Below are 16,081 nucleotides of genomic sequence, written 5' to 3'. Positions count from 1 at the left end.
CGGACCGGTCGCCGAGCCGACCGTCAGCCCGCGTCGCGCTCCCACGGCGCCGGGAACGGGAAGTACTTCTCGAGGAAGTCCGTCACGCGCTCGGTCCGCTCCTCGTCGCTGACCTCCGGGAAGCTGCCGTCGTTCAGGCAGAAGAAGTCCGCGTTCCGCTTCTTGAGCAGGTCGCCGAGTGCCCGCAGCCCGGACTGCATCGTCGTGTCGATGTACCGCACCTCGGCGGTCTCCTGCACGATCGCGCGCCCGGTGAGCAGCGAGTAGTAGTGGTAGAGCGAGTTCGTCACCGAGATGTTGTCGGCCGCACGGAACCGTGACGCCGCGGTGGCCGCGAACTCGTCGGCGAACTCGTGCTCCATCTCTGTCATGATCGACGCGCGCAGCGGGGTAGGCGCGTGCTCGAGGTGCCGGGTGGTGACCGCCCCGAACCGCTGCTGCAGGAGCCGGCGGTTGACGCGGGCGGAGTTCTCGAACCCGCTGCGTGCGGGGTTGTTCGAGCCGAGTCCGATCCGGGTCGTCGCGAGGATGAACTTCGTCACGGAACCCGGGCTGAAGAACACCGACGGGTCCACCAGGCGGCCGAAGAACATGTCGTCGTTCGAGTAGATGAAGTGCTCGCTGATGCCCGGGATGTGGTGCAGCTGCGACTCGACGGCCTGCGAGTTGTGCGTCGGCAGGACGGACGGGTCGGCGAAGAACTCCTCGGAGCGGACGATCCGCACCTTCGGGTGGTCGGCGAGCCACGCGGGCGCCGGGGAGTCGGTGGCGATGTAGATCTGTCGGATCCACGGCGCGAAGGTGTGCACCGAGCGGAGCGCGTACTTCAGCTCGTCGATCTGTCGGAAGCGCGCCGGGGCGTCGTCCCCCTCGCCGAGGACGGCCCCGGACTGCGCCGCCTGGCGTGCCCGCTGGTACTCGATGGCGTTGCCGTCGACCCACGAGAACACGATGTCGATCGGGAAACGGATGTCGGAGACGTGGTCGTCGAACATGTGCTCGACGGTGCGCCAGGTGCGGCCGTACCGCTCGATGTCGACGAGCACGAAATCGTCGACCGGCAGGCTGCGTCGCATGAGGGCGTTCTCGACGGGCGCGAGGACCTCGGTGTCGGTGACCCGCCAGAACTCGAGCTGCACGCTCGTCTCGGCGCCGTAGCGCAGGCGTCCGAGCGGCTCGAGGCGCGGTCGGAACACGCGCAGCACGGGCTCGTCGACCGAGCCGAGTCCGTCGTCGATGACGAGCACGGCGGGCTTGCCCGGCGGCTTCGCGTAGAACGGCTCGTTGGCGGCGGCGGCCATCACGGCGCTCTCCGCCCGCTGCCGGTCGCGTTCGTCGAGCGCGATCACCGGGCGCTGGTCGTTGCCGCGGATGAGCAGGTGGTCGACGTCGCCCGCGGTGAGGGCGTCGTCGAGGAACAGGAGGTCCTCGATCATCGACTGCTGGGGCGTGAGGTGCCCGTTGACGAGCGTCAGACGGCCCTTCCGCACGACGACGTCGGGACGTTCGAGACCGCCGGAGGACGGTCGAGGGTTCAGCAGAGGACTCTCGGTCACCGGCTCGGTCTCGTTGCTCATCCATGCCCTTCGCATCAGTGCGCGGGCCTTCGGTGCCCGGCGCCTCATCCTACCGTCCGCGCGGACTCCGGTCCGCTCCGGGACGCACGCTCCGGGCCGGGCGGCCGCGGCGGCGCGTCAGGGCCGGGAGGCGCGGGTCGGCTCCGTCTCGCGCGGCACCGTGACGACGATGCCGACGACGACGAACAGAGCGGCCGCGACGAGCTGCAGGGCCGCCCACACCTCGCCGGGGATCGGGACGACCGCGATCGGGTTCCAGCAGACGGCGACGGCCGCCATGAGCACCGCCGCCCACCAGGTGCGACCCCGGACGGCGAACACCAGGACGATGAGCGCGAGGACCGAGACACCCCACCGGGCGAACACGAAGGCGGACGAGTCGATCACGGCGAGGCAGGCGAGCAGGAGCATCGCCGCGATGAGCGACGGCGCCAGCGCGGGCCGGGTGAACCCCGGCAGCTCGCGCCCGGACTTGCCGGCAGTGGTGCTGGTCGGCCGAGCCGGCGTGCCGGTCGGGACACCCTGCAGGGACGAACCCGCCGGTGGCCGACCCTTCCGCGCTGCCATCAGGCGGTGGCCCCGTCGAGGTCGATCGCCTGGATGGACCGGGACATCGGCGGGAGGTCGCGGACCCGTTCGAGGGCCGGGAGGAGTTCGGCGACGTACGCGCGGTAGCCGTCCTCGGTGAGGTGCAGCCCGTCGTCGGTGAAGCGGTCGTCGAGGTGGTCGCCGTCGGCGAGGGCCGGCCAGGCGTCGAGGTACTGGGCGTGGCAGGTCGCGACGAACTGGCGGAGGTGGCGGTTGGCCTCCTCGATCTTGGCGGTGTACTCGGCCTGACGCGGCAGGATCGACACGAGCAGCAGGCGGACGCCGGGCAGCTCGCGGCGCAGCGTCACGAGCACCGACTCGACGCCGCGCACGACGTGCTCGACGCTCTTGCGGTGGTTCCCGAAGTCGTTCGTGCCGATGAGCAGGACGATCACCTCCGGCTGCTCGGCCACGACGGCGTCGAGCCGCTGCAGGACCCCGTCGGTCGTGTCACCGCCGATGCCCTGGTTGACGGTCCGCTCGTCGGGCAGCCAGGCGTCCCACGACCCCTGCTCGGTGATGCTGTCGCCCAGGAACAGGACGCTCGTGCGTTCCTCGGTCATGCTGCCTCCTCGTGTACGGGTTCCGGGGTCCCATTCTGCTGGGTCCAGTTCCGCCCCGTCGACTCGGTGTGCTCGGACTCCCGCTCGGCGGCCGCCGTGATGCGCTCGACCATGCCGGGGAAGATCACGCCGTGGAAGGGCAGGATCGAGTACCAGTACAGGCGACCGGCGAGTCCCTGCGGGAAGTAGATCGCCCGCTGCCGGTAGTCGCTGCCGCCGTCGTCCGCCGGGGTCACGGTCATCTCGAGCCACGCGCGTCCGGGCGACTTGAACTCGGCGCGCAGCCGCAGGTACCGGCCACGCTCGAGGCGCTCGACCCGCCACCAGTCGAGCGCGTCACCCTGCTCGAGACGTTTCTGGTCCCGCCGGCCACGGTTGAGTCCGACTCCCCCGGCGAGCTTGTCCATCCACCCACGGGCGACCCAGGCGAGCGGGAACGAGTACCACCCGTTGTCGCCGCCGATCGACTCGACGACGCGCCAGACGTCCTCGGCCGACGCCGCGGAGTGCCGCTTGCGGTCGTCGACGTACACGGTGTGCCCGGCCCAGTCCGGGTCACTCGGCAGGGGGTCGGCCGGCGTGGCGGCGAGCGTCGCGTTCCGCCAGCTCGTCTCGACCTCGCCCGTGCGCATGCGGGTGAGCGCGAGCCGGACGGCCCGGCGGTACCCGGTGAGGCCGCCCTCCGGTCGCGGGACCACCTCGTCGATGTCGTGCTCGCGCTGGACGCACTCGAACTGGAGCGACTCGATGATCGGCGTCGCGAGCTTGCGCGGGACGGGGGTGACCAGGTTGAACCAGTGCGCGGCGAGTCCGGGCGTCAGCACCGGCAGGACCGAGATCGCCCGCTGCGGGAGCTTCGCCTCGACCGCGTAGCCGTTGAGCATCTGCCCGTACCGGAGGACGTCCGGCCCGCCGATGTCGAAGGTGCGGTTCACGTCGGCGGGGATGTCGAGTGCCTTGACGAGGTAGTAGAGCACGTCGCGGACGGCGATCGGCTGGATGAAGTTGCGGACCCAGCGGGGCGTCGGCATCCACGGCAGGACGTCGGTGACGTGCCGGATCATCTCGAACGAGGTGCTGCCGGACCCGATCACCACACCGGCCTGGTAGGCGATCGTCGGGACGCCCGAGCGGAGCAGGACGTCGCCGACCTCCTTGCGGCTCCGGAGGTGCTTCGAGAGCTCGCCGTCCGGGTGCAGCCCACCGAGGTAGACGAACCGTCGGACCCCCGCCGCCTTCGCCTCGTGCGCCATGGTCTCGACGGCGTCGCGCTCCGCGCGTTCGAAGTCGCCGTCGGCGCCCATCGCGTGTGCGAGGTAGTAGACGGCCTCGATGTCCTGCACCGCGGTGCGGACGGCGTCGGCGTCCTGCAGGTCGCCGGAGGTGATCTCGACGTCGTCGTGCCAGGGGACGTCCTGCAGCTTGCGGGGGGTGCGGACGAAGACCCGGACGGTGTGACCGGCTTCGAGGAGACGTGGGACGAGGCGACCGCCGATGTAGCCGGTGGCCCCGGTGACGAGGACGCGCATGCGGGGCACGGTACGCGGCTCGGCTCCGGGTAGGCTTGCCGGGTGGACAAAGCAGCGTTCTCCGTCACCGCCGATGCCGTCCGTGGTCTCATCGACCACGCGATCCTCAAGCCCGAGCTGACACGCTCGGACGTCGACGCCCAGCTGGACGAGGCCGCCGAGTACCGCGTCTTCAGCGTGTGCGTCCGTCCGAGCGACGTCGCGCACGCCGTCGAGCGCCTGACGGGCACCGGCGTCGGTGTCGGGACGGTCATCGGCTTCCCGCACGGCACCACGTCCACGGGCGCCAAGGTCGCCGAGTCGCTGCAGGCCCTCGCCGACGGCGCCTTCGAGCTGGACATGGTGCAGAACATCGGCGCCGCGAAGTCCGGCGACTGGGAGCGGGTCGAGGCCGACGTCCGCGCCGTGGTCGACGCCGCGGGCAGCACGGTCGTCAAGGTCATCCTCGAGACCGCGTTCCTCACCGACGACGAGATCGTCGCGGCATCGCGCGCCGCGCAGTCGGCCGGTGCCGCGTTCGTGAAGACCTCCACCGGGTTCGCCGGCGGCGGCGCCACCGCGGAGCACATCGCGCTCATGCGCGCCACCGTCGGCCCGGACACCGGGGTGAAGGCCTCCGGCGGCGTCCGCGGGCTCGACACCCTCGTCGAGATGGTCGAGGCCGGCGCGGACCGCATCGGCACGAGTGCCTCGGCCCGCATCCTCGACGAGGTCGCGCACCGTGCCGAGACCGGCACCGCGTCCTCCGTCGGCGACGACACCACGTCCTACTGACCTGCCGGGGCGCGAGCCCCGGACCGCCAGAGCACCACCCGACCCCACCGGGGCCGGCGCCCGCCGGACGCGACGACGCGTCCGGGACCGGCACCGCGCCTCCCGACCGCCGCATCGGAGCGCGCATGTCCACCACCCAGCCCACCGCCCTCGCACTCGCCGTCGACCTCGGCGGCACCAAGGTCGAGGCGGCCCTCGTCACCGACGCCGGCGTCGTCCTGCCGGCCACCCGGTTCCGCAGCCCGACCGGCCCGGGCCGGACGTCCGACGAACTGCAGGCCGCGGTCGACGAGGTCGTGACGGCGGCCCTCGCCGCGCTGCCGACCGATGCCGCGCTCGTCGGGGTCGGCATCGGCTCGGCCGGTCCGGTCGACGAGGAGCACGGCCTCGTCTCGCCCCTCAACATGCCGGTCTGGCGCGGGTACCCGCTGCGGGACCGCGTCGCGGCGCACGTCCCCGCCGGCACGCCCGTGACGCTCCGGATGGACGGCCTCGCGATCACCCTCGCCGAGCACTGGGTCGGCGCTGCGCAGGGCTCCGACCACGTCATGGGCATGATCGTCTCGACCGGGGTCGGCGGTGGCCTGATCCTGCACGGCCGGACGGTGTCGGGCCCGACGGGCAACGCCGGGCACATCGGCCACGTCGAGTGCGGCGGCTTCGACGACCACTGCGCCTGCGGTGGCACCGGGTGCCTCGAGGCGATCGCCAGCGGGCCGAAGACCGTCGCCTGGGCGCAGCGGCAGGGCTTCGCGGGCAGCACCGGCGAGGAGCTCTCGGCTGCGTACGCGGCCGGCGACGAGATCGCGGTGGCGGCGGTCAAGCGCAGCGGCCGTGCGCTCGGGCAGGCCATCGCGGCCGCCACGAGCCTCGTCGACCTCGAGGTCGTGGCCATCGGCGGCGGGTTCTCGCACGTCACCCCCGACCTGTTCGAGTACGCGCGCGAGGCGGTGGCGGAGCGCGTCGAGTTCGGCTTCGTGACCAAGGTGCGCATCGTCCCGACCGGGCTCTCGCAGGACGGCCCGCTCATCGGCGCCGCGGCGCTGGTGCACCGCGCGGACGTCCTGCGCTGACCCGACGTCGCCGGACGGCGACTGCGGTGCTCGCGGCGTCGGTGCTGTCGGACGGGAGGCGCGGCGCGGGGCCGACCCGCGCCTCCCGTCCGACAGACGGTCGCGTCGTCGACGGGTCCCGCAGCCTCTCCACAGGCGGCGCCGGTGCGCGGCGCGCGTCGGGCAGGATGTCCGGGTGCCCCGAACCCGACTGCTGACGACCGACGACTGGCCGGAGGCCGAGTTGCGGGCGGCCGTCCTCGCCGGTGAGCTCGTGGCGGTCGGCGCCTGCTGGGCCTCCCCCACCGAGCCGCAGACGCCGTCGCTCCGGGCTGCTGCGGCCGCGTGGTCGCTCGGCGACGCACGGTTCATCGCCGGCACCCGGACGGCCGCCTGGATCTGGGGCGCCGTCTCCCGCGCGCCGTCGCCGGTCGAGGGCTGTGTGCCGCTCCGCGTCCGCGTGCACACCGACGGCGCCGTCCACGTCCGCGAGGTCGTGATCGCCGACGAGGACACGGTCGTCCTCGGTGGACTCCGCGTGACCACACCGCTCCGTACCGTCGTCGACCTGCTGCGCAGCCCCGGGGACCGTCCGGGCGGGTTCGATCCGGCGGACGCCCGAGCCGTGGCCGGTCTCCTCGCGATCGAAGCCGTCTCGGTCGACGAGGTCATCGGACACCTCGCGGCGCTCGGGACGATCCCGATGGTCCGTCAGGCGGAGCGGCGACTGGCGGCAGTGCAGCGGCTCGGCGGCTGCAGCGACCCGGTCAGCCCGCGCTGACCCGGTACACGTCGTAGACCGCGTCGATCCGGCGCACGGCGTTCAGCACGCGGTCGAGGTGCGTCGTGTCGCCCATCTCGAACACGAAGCGACTGAGCGCCAGCCGGTCCGAGGACGTCGAGACCGTCGCGGACAGGATGTTCACGTGGTGGTCGGTGAGGACACGGGTCACGTCGCTGAGCAGGCCCGACCGATCGAGTGCCTCGATCTGGATCTGCACGAGGAACACCGACTTCGACGACGGCGCCCACTCGACCTCGATCATGCGGTCGGGCTCGTTCATGAGCGACTTCACGTTCGTGCACGAGGCCTGGTGCACCGAGACGCCCTGACCGCGGGTGATGAACCCGACGATCTGGTCGCCGGGGACGGGGGTGCAGCACTTCGCGAGCTTGACGAGGATGTCGGGCGCCCCGCGCACCAGCACGCCGCTGTCGCTGTTGCGCAGCTGGCGACTCGTGACCTGGCGCGGGAAGCTGAGCTCCGGCTCTTCCGTCTCGGTCTCGGTCTGGACGTTGCCGAGGACCTTCTCGATCACCGACTGCGTGGAGACGTGCCCCTCGCCGACGGCCGCGTACAGCGCGGAGATGTCGTCGTAGCGCATCGAGGACGCGACCTCGGAGATCGAGTCCTGGCTCATGATGCGCTGCAGCGGCAGGTTCTGCTTGCGCATGGCCCGTGCGATCGCGTCGCGGCCCTGCTCGATCGCCTCTTCGCGGCGCTCCTTGGTGAACCACTGCTTGATCTTGTTCCGGGCACGGGGGCTCCGGACGAAGGTCAGCCAGTCCTGGCTCGGACCGGAGTCGGGGTTCTTCGACGTGAAGATCTCGACGACGTCGCCGCTCGACAGCGCGCTCTCGAGCGGGACGAGGCGGCCGTTGACCTTGGCGCCCATCGTGCGGTGCCCGATCTCGGTGTGCACGGCGTACGCGAAGTCCACCGGGGTCGCGCCGGACGGCAGCCCGATGACCTTGCCCTGCGGCGTGAAGACGTAGGTCTCCTTCGCGCCGATCTCGTAGCGCAGCGAGTCGAGGAACTCCCCCGGGTCGCTGGTCTCGGCCTGCCAGTCGGTGATGTGCGCGAGCCACGCCATGTCCTGGTCGGTCGCCGAGGACGAGTCGACGTCACGGCCGGCGGCGCGCTGCTTGTACTTCCAGTGCGCGGCGACACCGAACTCGGCGCGCTGGTGCATCTCGTGCGTGCGGATCTGGATCTCGACCGCGCGGCCCTGGGGCCCGAGGACGGTGGTGTGCAGCGACTGGTACAGGTTGAACTTCGGCGTCGCGATGTAGTCCTTGAAGCGACCCGGCAGCGGCGTCCACCGCGCGTGCACCGAGCCGAGCATGGCGTAGCAGTCGCGCACGGTCGGCACGAGGACACGGATGCCGACCAGGTCGTAGATCTCGTCGAACTCGCGCCCGCGCACGATCATCTTCTGGTAGATCGAGTAGTACTGCTTCGGACGACCCATCACCTCGCCGCGCACCTTGGCCGCCTTGAGGTCTTTCTTGAGCGTGCCGATCACGTTCTGGACGAACTGCTCGCGCTTCGGCTGGCGTTCCTTGACGAGGCTGTCGATCTCGACGTAGAGCTTCGGGTGGAGCACCGCGAACGACAGGTCCTCGAGCTCCAGCTTGATCATCTGGATGCCGAGCCGGTGCGCGAGCGGCGCGTAGATCTCGAGGGTCTCCTTCGCCTTGCGTGTGGCGGAGGTGGACTCGACGAAGCCCCAGGTGCGCGCGTTGTGCAGGCGGTCGGCGAGCTTGATCACCAGGACCCGGATGTCCTTCGACATCGCGATGACCATCTTGCGGACGGTCTCGGCCTGGGCGCTGTCGCCGTACTTGACCTTGTCGAGCTTCGTGACGCCGTCGACGAGCATCGCGATCTCGTCGCCGAAGTCCTCGCGCAGCTGGTCGAGCTGGTAGTCGGTGTCCTCGACGGTGTCGTGCAGGAGCGCGGCGGCGATCGTGATCGGCCCGATGCCCAGGTCGGCGAGGATCTGCGCGACCGCGACGGGGTGCGTGATGTAGGGCTCGCCGGACTTGCGCTTCTGCCCGTCGTGCGCGCGCTCCGCCACCGAGTAGGCCCGCTCGATGAGCGTGACGTCGGCCTTGGGGTGGTGCGACCGGACGGTGCGGATCAGGGTGTCGACGGCCCCCGCGGGCTGGGCGCGGGAGAACAGCCGGGGCAGCAGCGAACGGAGCGAGCCGAGGTTGCCGGTCGTGTTCGGACCGAGGGGACTCGTCGGACGCTGGGGCGAACCGGGCCGACTGGCGGAGCCGGTGTCCTGGCCAGCTCGCGGCGCAGGGGCGTCCTGGGGCGTGGACTCACGTGTGTCCGTCATGCTGCGCCTCCCGGGGTGCCCGTCCGAGCTCGATCCGACAAGACTACGCGTGTCCGGTCAGTGCTCGTGACGCGGTTCGCCCTGGGCGTCGCGCACCACGGGGGCGCCCGACTGCTCCCACGCGACCATGCCGCCGACGAGGTTCACCGCGGCGACACCGGACTGCTCGAGCGCGGCGACGACCCGGGCGGAGCGTCCGCCGGAGTGGCAGACGATGATCGCCGGCTGGTCTCCGCCGTCGATCTCCTTCCAGCGGGCGACGAGCTCGGACATCGGCACCAGGGTCGCCGCTTCGGCGTGGACCTCGTCCCACTCGCCCTGCTCGCGCACGTCGAACAGGCGCGCCCCGGCCTCGATCCGGCGACGGGCCTCGGCGACGTCGACGTCGACGATCTCCGCCGGCATCAGACGCCCGCCGTCGCGTCGACCTCGCGCTGGCGCTTGGCGGCAGCGGCCTGCTTCTTGGCGTCGGCCTGCTTGATCTTCGGCTCGTTCTCACGCAGGTGCGCGTACATCGGCGACGCGATGAAGATCGTCGAGTACGTGCCGACGATGATGCCGATGAACAGGGCGAGCGAGATGTCGCGGAGCGTGCCGGCGCCGAGGACGTACGACCCGATGAAGAGGATCGCCGCCACGGGCAGGAGCGCCACCACGGACGTGTTGATCGAGCGCACGAGGGTCTGGTTCACCGCGAGGTTGACCGACTGCACGAAGGTGCGGTGCGACTCCTGCGACGTGTTCTCGCGCACCTTGTCGAAGACCACGACGGTGTCGTACAGCGAGTAGCCGAGGATCGTCAGGAAGCCGATCACCGCAGCGGGCGTGACCTCGAGCCCGACGATGCCGTACACGCCCGCCGTGATGAGGAGGTCGTGGAGGAGCGCCACCATCGCGGAGACCGACATCTTCCACGTGCGGAAGTACAGCGCCATGAACACCGCCGCGAGGGCGAGGAAGATCACGAGGCCGCGGATCGCCTGGTTGAGGACGTCGGCGCCCCAGGTCGCACCGATGAAGGTCGCGGCGACCTGGCTGTCCGGCACGTCGTACGCCTTGGCGAGGGCGTCCTGGACCTCGGAGGTCTCACGGTCGGTCAGCTGACCGGTCTGCACGCGGATGCCGTGCGTGCCGAGCTGGGAGACCCGCGGGACACCGTCGGGGACGATCGACTCGACGGTGTCGGTGGCGAGGTTCTGGTCGAGGTTCTTCACGTCGGAGAGCGTGAACTCGGACCCGCCGGTGAACTCGATGCCGAGCTGGTACCCGCCGCGGAGCCACGGCACCGCGAGCGACACCACGATCGCGACGACCGCGATGATGTACCAGGTCTTGCGCCGGCCGACGATGTCGTACGAGCGCTTCCCCGTGTAGAGGTCGCTGCCGAACTGGCTGAAGCTGGCCATCAGTCGTCCTTCCCGTCCGGCGCCTGGCCGTTCTCGCCGGAGGCCTGCGCGGCCTTCCGCTCTGCGATCGTCTGTCGACGCTGTGCCTCGCCCGCGCTGCGCTGCCGCTTGCCGTCGACCACGGGAGCGCGGAACTGCGCGCGACCGCGGTAGACCGCACCCAGGGCCGAGGGGTCGAGGCCGCTGAACCGGTGGCCCTCGCCGAAGAACCGGCTGCGGGAGATGAGCTGCATCATCGGGTGCGTGAACATCACGACCACGACGACGTCGATGAGGGTGGTGAGCAGCAGCGTGAACGCGAAGCCCTTCACGTCGCTGACGGCGAGGATGTAGAGCACCACGGCAGCGAGGAAGTTGATCGAGTCGGACGCCAGGATGGTGCGGAGTGCCCGCTTCCAGCCGGCCTCGACCGCGCTCTCGAGGCCACGGCCGTCCCGGAGCTCGTCACGGATGCGTTCGAAGTACACGATGAACGAGTCCGCCGTGATGCCGATCGCGACGATCAGACCCGCCACACCCGCCAACGACAGGCGGTAGTCGACGCGCCACGACATGATCGCGATCACGAGGTAGGTCAGCGCCGCGGCCACACCGAGCGACAGGACCGTGACGAACGCCAGGGCCCGGTACTGGATGACCGAGTAGATGATGACCAGGATCAGGCCGATCAGGCCCGCGACGAGGCCGCCGACGAGCTGGGCCGTGCCGAGCGTCGCGGAGATGTTCTCGTTCGACTGCACCTGGAAGTTGATCGGCAGCGCGCCGTACTTCAACTGGTCCGCGAGGGTCTTCGCGGACTCCGCCGTGAACGACCCGGTGATCTGCGCCTTGCCGTTCGTGATCGCGGCGTTCGACGCCGGCGCCGTGATGACGGAGCCGTCGAGCACGATCGCGAACTGATTCTGCGGCGCCTGCAGCTTCACGAGCCGGCTCGTGACCTCGCGGAAGTCGTCCGAGCTCTTGCCCTTGAAGGTCAGGTTGACGGCCCACTGGCCGGTCGAGGTGCCCTGCGAGTCGGTCGCGAGGCCCGACGTGGCGTTGCTGATGCCCGAGCCGGACACCTCGACGGGGCCGAGGATGTACTTCGCGGCGCCGTCCTGGTCGCAGGTGACGAGGGGCTCGTCGTCCGGCGCTGCCGTGACGTCGTCGGGCGCGTTGCAGTTGTAGTTGGTGTACAGCGCCTGCAGTGCCGGGGTGACCTGCGACAGGTCGCTGCCGTTCGTCGGCTTCGTGCTCGGCGTGGACTGCAGCGACGCGGGCGGCGAGTACGGCGTCGGCGAGGCCGTGGAGCCGTCGCTGCCGCCGACCGCGGTGTTCGTCGCGGCCTCGGTGTAGAGGACCGGGCGGAACGTGAGCTTCGCGGCCGCTTCGATGCGGTCGATCGTCGCCTTGTCCGGCTTGCCCGGGATGGAGACGACGATGTTGTTCGTCCCCTGGGTGTTGATCTGGGATTCCGAGACACCGGTCGCGTTGATGCGCTGACGGATGATGTTGACGGCCTGGTTGAGCTGCTGGCTCGTCACCGAGCCGCCCTCGGTGTTCTGGGCCGCGAGCGTCAGCTGCGTCCCACCCTGGAGGTCGAGCGCGAGCTCCGGGACCCAGCTGGCCCCTTCGAACCACTTGCCGGTGTCGTCCTTGGTGTTCCCGGCGAGGACCGACGCGGCGGTGTTCAACCCCGCGAGGACCGCCATGAGGATCACCAACCAGGTCAGCGAGCGGATCGCCTTCTTGACGGGTGTCGATCGTGCCACCGGTCGTCTCGTCTTTCTGTCAGGACCGACGGCGGGAGACCGGCGGCAGGTGTCGCCGCCGGGTCGGTGGACCCGGCGGCCGAGGGAGTCAGTCTTCGGTCTTGCGCTTCGCAGCGTCGGCGTCGGCGTCCGTGGAGTCGACACGCTCGCCGTAGATCGGCTCCCCGTTCAGCTCGGCGACGGGCTTCGGCGCAGCGGGCTCGTCCTCGGGCGTGGCCGTGGTGGTGATGTCCGACGCGGTGTCGTCCACGACACGCGACAGGGTCTGGCGGTGCACCGTGACGACCGTTCCCGGAGCGATCTCGACGTCGGCCGTGACCTTCTCGTCGTCGATCGACAGGAGCGTGCCGTACAGGCCGAAGGACAGCATGACCTTCGCTCCGGGCACCATCTTGGTGGCGAGCTCGGACTGCTGCTTCTTGCGCTTCCGGCTGTTGTAGAACATGAAGGCCGCGAACGCCACGACGATGACGATGAGGATGACTTCTTGACCCATGATGCGTTGCCTTCTCTGGTTGCTCGGTTTCGGGCCGTAGCAGTCTAGGGCACACGTCTGTGCGTGGCATGTCACCGGGACTGCTGGCGGGGACGTCAGTCGGCGTCGTCGTCGAACAGCCCGGGCTGCGCGAGACCGTTCTGCCCCGGGGTCATGTCGAAGTGGCGCCAGGCCTGCGGCGTGGCGATCCGGCCGCGGGGGCTGCGGGTGACGAGCCCGACGCGCACGAGGAACGGCTCGACCACCGACTCGATCGTCTCGGATTCCTCGCCCACGGACACCGCGAGGGTGTTGAGGCCGACGGGCCCACCGTCGAAGCGCGTCAGCATGGTCTCGACGACGGCGCGGTCGAGCCGGTCGAGACCGAGCTCGTCGACGTCGTAGAGGTCGAGGGCACCCTGCACGGCGGCCATGCCGTCGGTCGTGCGGTGCACCAGGGCGTAGTCGCGGACACGGCGGAGCAGCCGGTTCGCGATGCGCGGGGTGCCCCGCGAGCGTCCGGCGATCTCGCGCAGGGCGGACCGGTCCATGTCGAGCTCGAGCAGGTGGGCCGCGCGGATCAGGACCTGTTCGAGCTCGTCCTTCTCGTAGAACTCGAGGTGCGCGGTGAACCCGAAGCGGTCGCGCAGCGGGTTCGGCAGGAGGCCGGCTCGGGTGGTGGCACCGACGAGGGTGAACGGCGCCAGGTCGAGCGGGATGCTCGTCGCTCCGGCGCCCTTGCCCACCATCACGTCGATGCGGAAGTCCTCCATCGCGAGGTAGAGCATCTCCTCTGCCGAGCGCGCCATCCGGTGGATCTCGTCGATGAAGAGGACCTCCCCCGGGACGAGCGACGACAGCACCGCGGCGAGGTCGCCCGCGTGCTGGATCGCCGGCCCGCTCGACATCCGCAGGGGGCGGCCGGACTCGTGCGCGACGATCATCGCGAGGGTCGTCTTGCCGAGCCCGGGCGGGCCGGCCATCAGGATGTGGTCCGGGGTGCGGTCCTGCATCGCGGCCGCCTTGAGGAGCAGGTCGAGCTGCCCCCGGACCTTCCGCTGCCCGACGAACTCGTCGAGGGACTTCGGCCGCAGGGCGCCCTCGAACGCGAGCTCCTCCTGCGACTCGGCGCCGGCGGACGTGATCCCGCTCACCGGCCGGCACCGGCGGGACGGAGGGCACCGAGCGCGGCGCGGAGCAGGGCCTGCGTGCCCATCGAGGCGACGCCCGGCTCGGACGCGATGGTCTCGTCGACCGCACGCTGCGCCGCGTCCTCACGCCAGCCGAGGCCGACGAGGGCGGCGACGACGTCGGTCGCGGCCGGGTGCGCGGCGCCGCCGCTGGCAGCCACGACGGGGGCCTGCTCGAACGCGGCGAGCTTGCCGGAGAGCGCGACGATGATGAGCTTCGCGGTCTTCGGGCCGATGCCGGACACCTTCCGGAAGGCGCCGTCGTCGTCGTTCGCGACGGCGTTCGCGACCTGGGCGGGCTCCATGTGGGCGAGCACACCCATCGCCGACTTCGGCCCGACACCGGACACGCTGCGCAGCAGGTCGAACACCTGGAGCGCGTCGGTGGAGGCGAAGCCGAACAGCTGGTGCTCGTCCTCGCGCACGATCATGGCGGTGCGGACGAAGACCTCGGACCCGTGCCGCATGGTGAGCGCGTGCGCCGGGGTGACCGTGACCGCGTAGCCCACTCCCCCGACCTCGATCACCACGCCGGAGCCGGCGATGTCGATGCAGGTGCCCCGGAGACTCGCGATCATGCTCCGAGCCTACGGCCGGCCGCCGACGATGCCGACGAGCCACGCTGCGAGCGGCTGGCGGCCGCGGCGGCCCGGGCGAGCGGCGAGTCGGTGGTCCCGCCCTGCGCGTCCCGCCAGGCACGCTGTGCCGGGGTGAGGTTCGTGGCACGGGTGCCGACCGCGTCGGGCGACCCGAGCCTCCAGGCGTGGCACACGGCCAACGCGAGCGCGTCCGCGGCGTCCGCCGGCTTCGGGGCCTCGTCGAGGCCGAGCACGCGGGCGATCATCGTCTGCACCTGGCGCTTGTCCGCGTTGCCGTACCCGGTGACCGCGGCCTTGACCTCGGACGGGGTGTGCAGCCCGACGGGCAGGCCGCGCACCGCCGCGGCGTGCAGGGCGAGCCCGGCGGCCTGCGCGGTGCCCATCACGGTGCGGACGTTCGCCTGCGCGAACACCCGCTCCACCGCGACGGCGTCCGGGCGGTGCTCGTCGATCTCGGCGGCGATGCCGTCGGCGATCCGGAGCAGTCGTTGCTCGAGTGCCATGTCCGCCGGGGTGCGCACGACCGTCACGTGGACGAGCCGGGCGCGTCGGTTCGATGCGACCTCGACGATGCCGACGCCGCACCGCGTGAGCCCGGGGTCGACCCCGAGCACGCGCAGCATCGGGCTAGTCCTCGTCCTCGTCGAGCTCGGCCTGGACGTCCGCGGGGATGTCGAAGTTCGAGTAGACGTTCTGGACGTCGTCGCTGTCCTCGAGCGCGTCGATGAGGCGGAACACCTTGCGGGCGGTGTCGGCGTCGACCGGCACCTTGAGGCCCGGCACGAACTCGGCGTCGGCCGAGTCGTAGTCGATCCCGGCGTCCTGCAGCGCGGTGCGGGCCGCGACGAGGTCGCTCGCCTCGGTGATGACCTCGAAGCCGCCACCCTGGTCGATGACGTCCTCGACGCCGGCGTCCAGCACGGCCGTCATGACGGTGTCCTCGTCGAGGCCGTCGGTCTTCGTGACCGAGATGACGCCCTTGCGCGAGAAGTTGTAGGCGACGCTGCCCGGGTCGGCCATGGTGCCGCCGTTCCGCGACATCGCGGTGCGGACCTCGGCAGCGGCACGGTTCTTGTTGTCCGTGAGGCACTCGATGAGCATGGCGACGCCGTTCGGGCCGTAGCCCTCGTACATGATCGTCGTGTACTCGATCGACTCACCGGTCAGGCCGGCGCCGCGCTTGATGGCGCGGTCGATGTTGTCGTTGGGGACCGAGGTCTTCTTGGCCTTCTGCACGGCGTCGACGAGCGTCGGGTTGCCCGACATGTCGGCGCCGCCCATCTTGGCGGCGACCTCGATGTTCTTGATGAGCTTCGCGAACGACTTGGCACGTCGCTGGTCGATGACGGCCTTCTTGTGCTTGGTCGTTGCCCACTTGGAATGCCCGGACACGGTGCTCCTTGCGTCTTGCGGAAAGTCCGGTCCAGCTTACCGGGCCGGGAGGGACGG

General features: G+C 70.8%; 16 protein-coding genes. 3 read left to right on the top strand and 13 right to left on the bottom strand.

The window, feature by feature from the left end; all coding sequences use genetic code 11:
* Positions 1 to 23: 23 nt before the first annotated feature.
* The 4 genes from ACQXVK_RS07885 to ACQXVK_RS07870 form a co-directional block, all read right to left on the bottom strand.
* Positions 24 to 1,577, bottom strand: coding sequence for a stealth conserved region 3 domain-containing protein (locus tag ACQXVK_RS07885; RefSeq protein ID WP_430853216.1), 1,554 nt, complete (start codon positions 1,575 to 1,577; stop codon positions 24 to 26).
* A 117-nt stretch (positions 1,578 to 1,694) separates the two neighbouring features.
* Positions 1,695 to 2,144, bottom strand: a complete 450-nt coding sequence (locus ACQXVK_RS07880; RefSeq protein WP_022905296.1) for a DUF6804 family protein — start codon at positions 2,142 to 2,144, stop codon at positions 1,695 to 1,697.
* Positions 2,144 to 2,728 (bottom strand): GDSL-type esterase/lipase family protein, encoded by a 585-nt coding sequence (locus tag ACQXVK_RS07875; RefSeq protein WP_031260853.1) that lies wholly within the window; start codon positions 2,726 to 2,728, stop codon positions 2,144 to 2,146. Before ACQXVK_RS07875 ends, ACQXVK_RS07880 begins: the two co-directional genes overlap by 1 nt.
* Entirely contained in the window at positions 2,725 to 4,257 is a 1,533-nt protein-coding gene (locus ACQXVK_RS07870; RefSeq protein WP_430853215.1) for an SDR family oxidoreductase, read from the bottom strand. The genes ACQXVK_RS07875 and ACQXVK_RS07870 overlap by 4 nt, the downstream gene beginning before the upstream one ends.
* 42 nt (positions 4,258 to 4,299) lie before the next feature.
* Here ACQXVK_RS07870 and deoC point away from each other — a divergent pair, with 42 nt between their 5' ends.
* The 3 genes from deoC to ACQXVK_RS07855 all read left to right on the top strand — a co-directional run bounded on the left by deoC (position 4,300) and on the right by ACQXVK_RS07855 (position 6,864).
* On the top strand, positions 4,300 to 5,031 hold the full coding sequence (gene deoC, locus ACQXVK_RS07865) for a deoxyribose-phosphate aldolase (RefSeq protein WP_022905294.1): 732 nt from the start codon (positions 4,300 to 4,302) through the stop codon (positions 5,029 to 5,031).
* 125 nt (positions 5,032 to 5,156) lie between these two features.
* Positions 5,157 to 6,104, top strand: a complete 948-nt coding sequence (locus ACQXVK_RS07860; RefSeq protein WP_022905293.1) for an ROK family protein — start codon at positions 5,157 to 5,159, stop codon at positions 6,102 to 6,104.
* Positions 6,105 to 6,279: 175 nt separating this feature from the next.
* Positions 6,280 to 6,864 (top strand): type IV toxin-antitoxin system AbiEi family antitoxin, encoded by a 585-nt coding sequence (locus ACQXVK_RS07855; RefSeq protein WP_430853214.1) that lies wholly within the window; start codon positions 6,280 to 6,282, stop codon positions 6,862 to 6,864.
* On the opposite strand, the gene ACQXVK_RS07850 is transcribed toward ACQXVK_RS07855, so the two are convergent.
* The 9 genes from ACQXVK_RS07850 to ACQXVK_RS07810 form a co-directional block, all read right to left on the bottom strand.
* On the bottom strand, positions 6,851 to 9,211 hold the full coding sequence (locus tag ACQXVK_RS07850; protein ID WP_022905291.1) for a RelA/SpoT family protein: 2,361 nt from the start codon (positions 9,209 to 9,211) through the stop codon (positions 6,851 to 6,853). The two genes, ACQXVK_RS07855 and ACQXVK_RS07850, sit on opposite strands and share 14 nt — an antisense overlap.
* A 57-nt stretch (positions 9,212 to 9,268) precedes the next feature.
* Complete coding sequence (locus ACQXVK_RS07845; RefSeq protein WP_430853213.1) at positions 9,269 to 9,616, bottom strand: rhodanese-like domain-containing protein; 348 nt, start codon at positions 9,614 to 9,616, stop codon at positions 9,269 to 9,271.
* Positions 9,616 to 10,617 (bottom strand): protein translocase subunit SecF, encoded by a 1,002-nt coding sequence (gene secF, locus ACQXVK_RS07840; protein ID WP_416394562.1) that lies wholly within the window; start codon positions 10,615 to 10,617, stop codon positions 9,616 to 9,618. The genes ACQXVK_RS07845 and secF overlap by 1 nt, the downstream gene beginning before the upstream one ends.
* On the bottom strand, positions 10,617 to 12,368 hold the full coding sequence (gene secD, locus ACQXVK_RS07835) for a protein translocase subunit SecD (protein ID WP_402262904.1): 1,752 nt from the start codon (positions 12,366 to 12,368) through the stop codon (positions 10,617 to 10,619). Before secD ends, secF begins: the two co-directional genes overlap by 1 nt.
* 88 nt (positions 12,369 to 12,456) lie before the next feature.
* Positions 12,457 to 12,864, bottom strand: a complete 408-nt coding sequence (locus tag ACQXVK_RS07830) for a preprotein translocase subunit YajC (protein ID WP_430853212.1) — start codon at positions 12,862 to 12,864, stop codon at positions 12,457 to 12,459.
* Positions 12,865 to 12,959: 95 nt separating this feature from the next.
* The gene (gene ruvB / locus ACQXVK_RS07825; protein WP_430853211.1) at positions 12,960 to 13,997 is read right to left on the bottom strand and encodes a Holliday junction branch migration DNA helicase RuvB; all 1,038 of its coding nucleotides are present in this window, start codon (positions 13,995 to 13,997) and stop codon (positions 12,960 to 12,962) included.
* Complete coding sequence (ruvA, locus tag ACQXVK_RS07820; RefSeq protein ID WP_430853210.1) at positions 13,994 to 14,611, bottom strand: Holliday junction branch migration protein RuvA; 618 nt, start codon at positions 14,609 to 14,611, stop codon at positions 13,994 to 13,996. Before ruvA ends, ruvB begins: the two co-directional genes overlap by 4 nt.
* Positions 14,608 to 15,252, bottom strand: coding sequence for a crossover junction endodeoxyribonuclease RuvC (gene ruvC, locus ACQXVK_RS07815; RefSeq protein ID WP_430853436.1), 645 nt, complete (start codon positions 15,250 to 15,252; stop codon positions 14,608 to 14,610). The genes ruvA and ruvC overlap by 4 nt, the downstream gene beginning before the upstream one ends.
* A gap of 7 nt (positions 15,253 to 15,259) precedes the next feature.
* Entirely contained in the window at positions 15,260 to 16,024 is a 765-nt protein-coding gene (locus tag ACQXVK_RS07810; RefSeq protein WP_022905284.1) for a YebC/PmpR family DNA-binding transcriptional regulator, read from the bottom strand.
* Between the last annotated feature and the right edge of the window lie 57 nt (positions 16,025 to 16,081).

This window comes from Curtobacterium sp. AB451 (assembly GCF_050585845.1).
Taxonomy (GTDB): domain Bacteria; phylum Actinomycetota; class Actinomycetes; order Actinomycetales; family Microbacteriaceae; genus Curtobacterium.
The sequence above is the reverse complement of the archived record's forward strand: the minus strand, read 5'-3'. Positions and strand labels throughout refer to the sequence as shown.

Coding starts and splice junctions, on each gene's coding strand:
- ACQXVK_RS07875 (WP_031260853.1), bottom strand. CDS start 2,728: ATGACCGAGGAACGCACGAGCGTCCTGTTCCTGGGCGACAGCATCACC.
- ACQXVK_RS07870 (WP_430853215.1), bottom strand. CDS start 4,257: ATGCGCGTCCTCGTCACCGGGGCCACCGGCTACATCGGCGGTCGCCTC.
- ruvA (WP_430853210.1), bottom strand. CDS start 14,611: ATGATCGCGAGTCTCCGGGGCACCTGCATCGACATCGCCGGCTCCGGC.
- ACQXVK_RS07885 (WP_430853216.1), bottom strand. CDS start 1,577: ATGAGCAACGAGACCGAGCCGGTGACCGAGAGTCCTCTGCTGAACCCT.
- ACQXVK_RS07880 (WP_022905296.1), bottom strand. CDS start 2,144: ATGGCAGCGCGGAAGGGTCGGCCACCGGCGGGTTCGTCCCTGCAGGGT.
- secF (WP_416394562.1), bottom strand. CDS start 10,617: ATGGCCAGCTTCAGCCAGTTCGGCAGCGACCTCTACACGGGGAAGCGC.
- ACQXVK_RS07845 (WP_430853213.1), bottom strand. CDS start 9,616: ATGCCGGCGGAGATCGTCGACGTCGACGTCGCCGAGGCCCGTCGCCGG.
- ACQXVK_RS07850 (WP_022905291.1), bottom strand. CDS start 9,211: ATGACGGACACACGTGAGTCCACGCCCCAGGACGCCCCTGCGCCGCGA.
- ACQXVK_RS07860 (WP_022905293.1), top strand. CDS start 5,157: ATGTCCACCACCCAGCCCACCGCCCTCGCACTCGCCGTCGACCTCGGC.
- ACQXVK_RS07830 (WP_430853212.1), bottom strand. CDS start 12,864: ATGGGTCAAGAAGTCATCCTCATCGTCATCGTCGTGGCGTTCGCGGCC.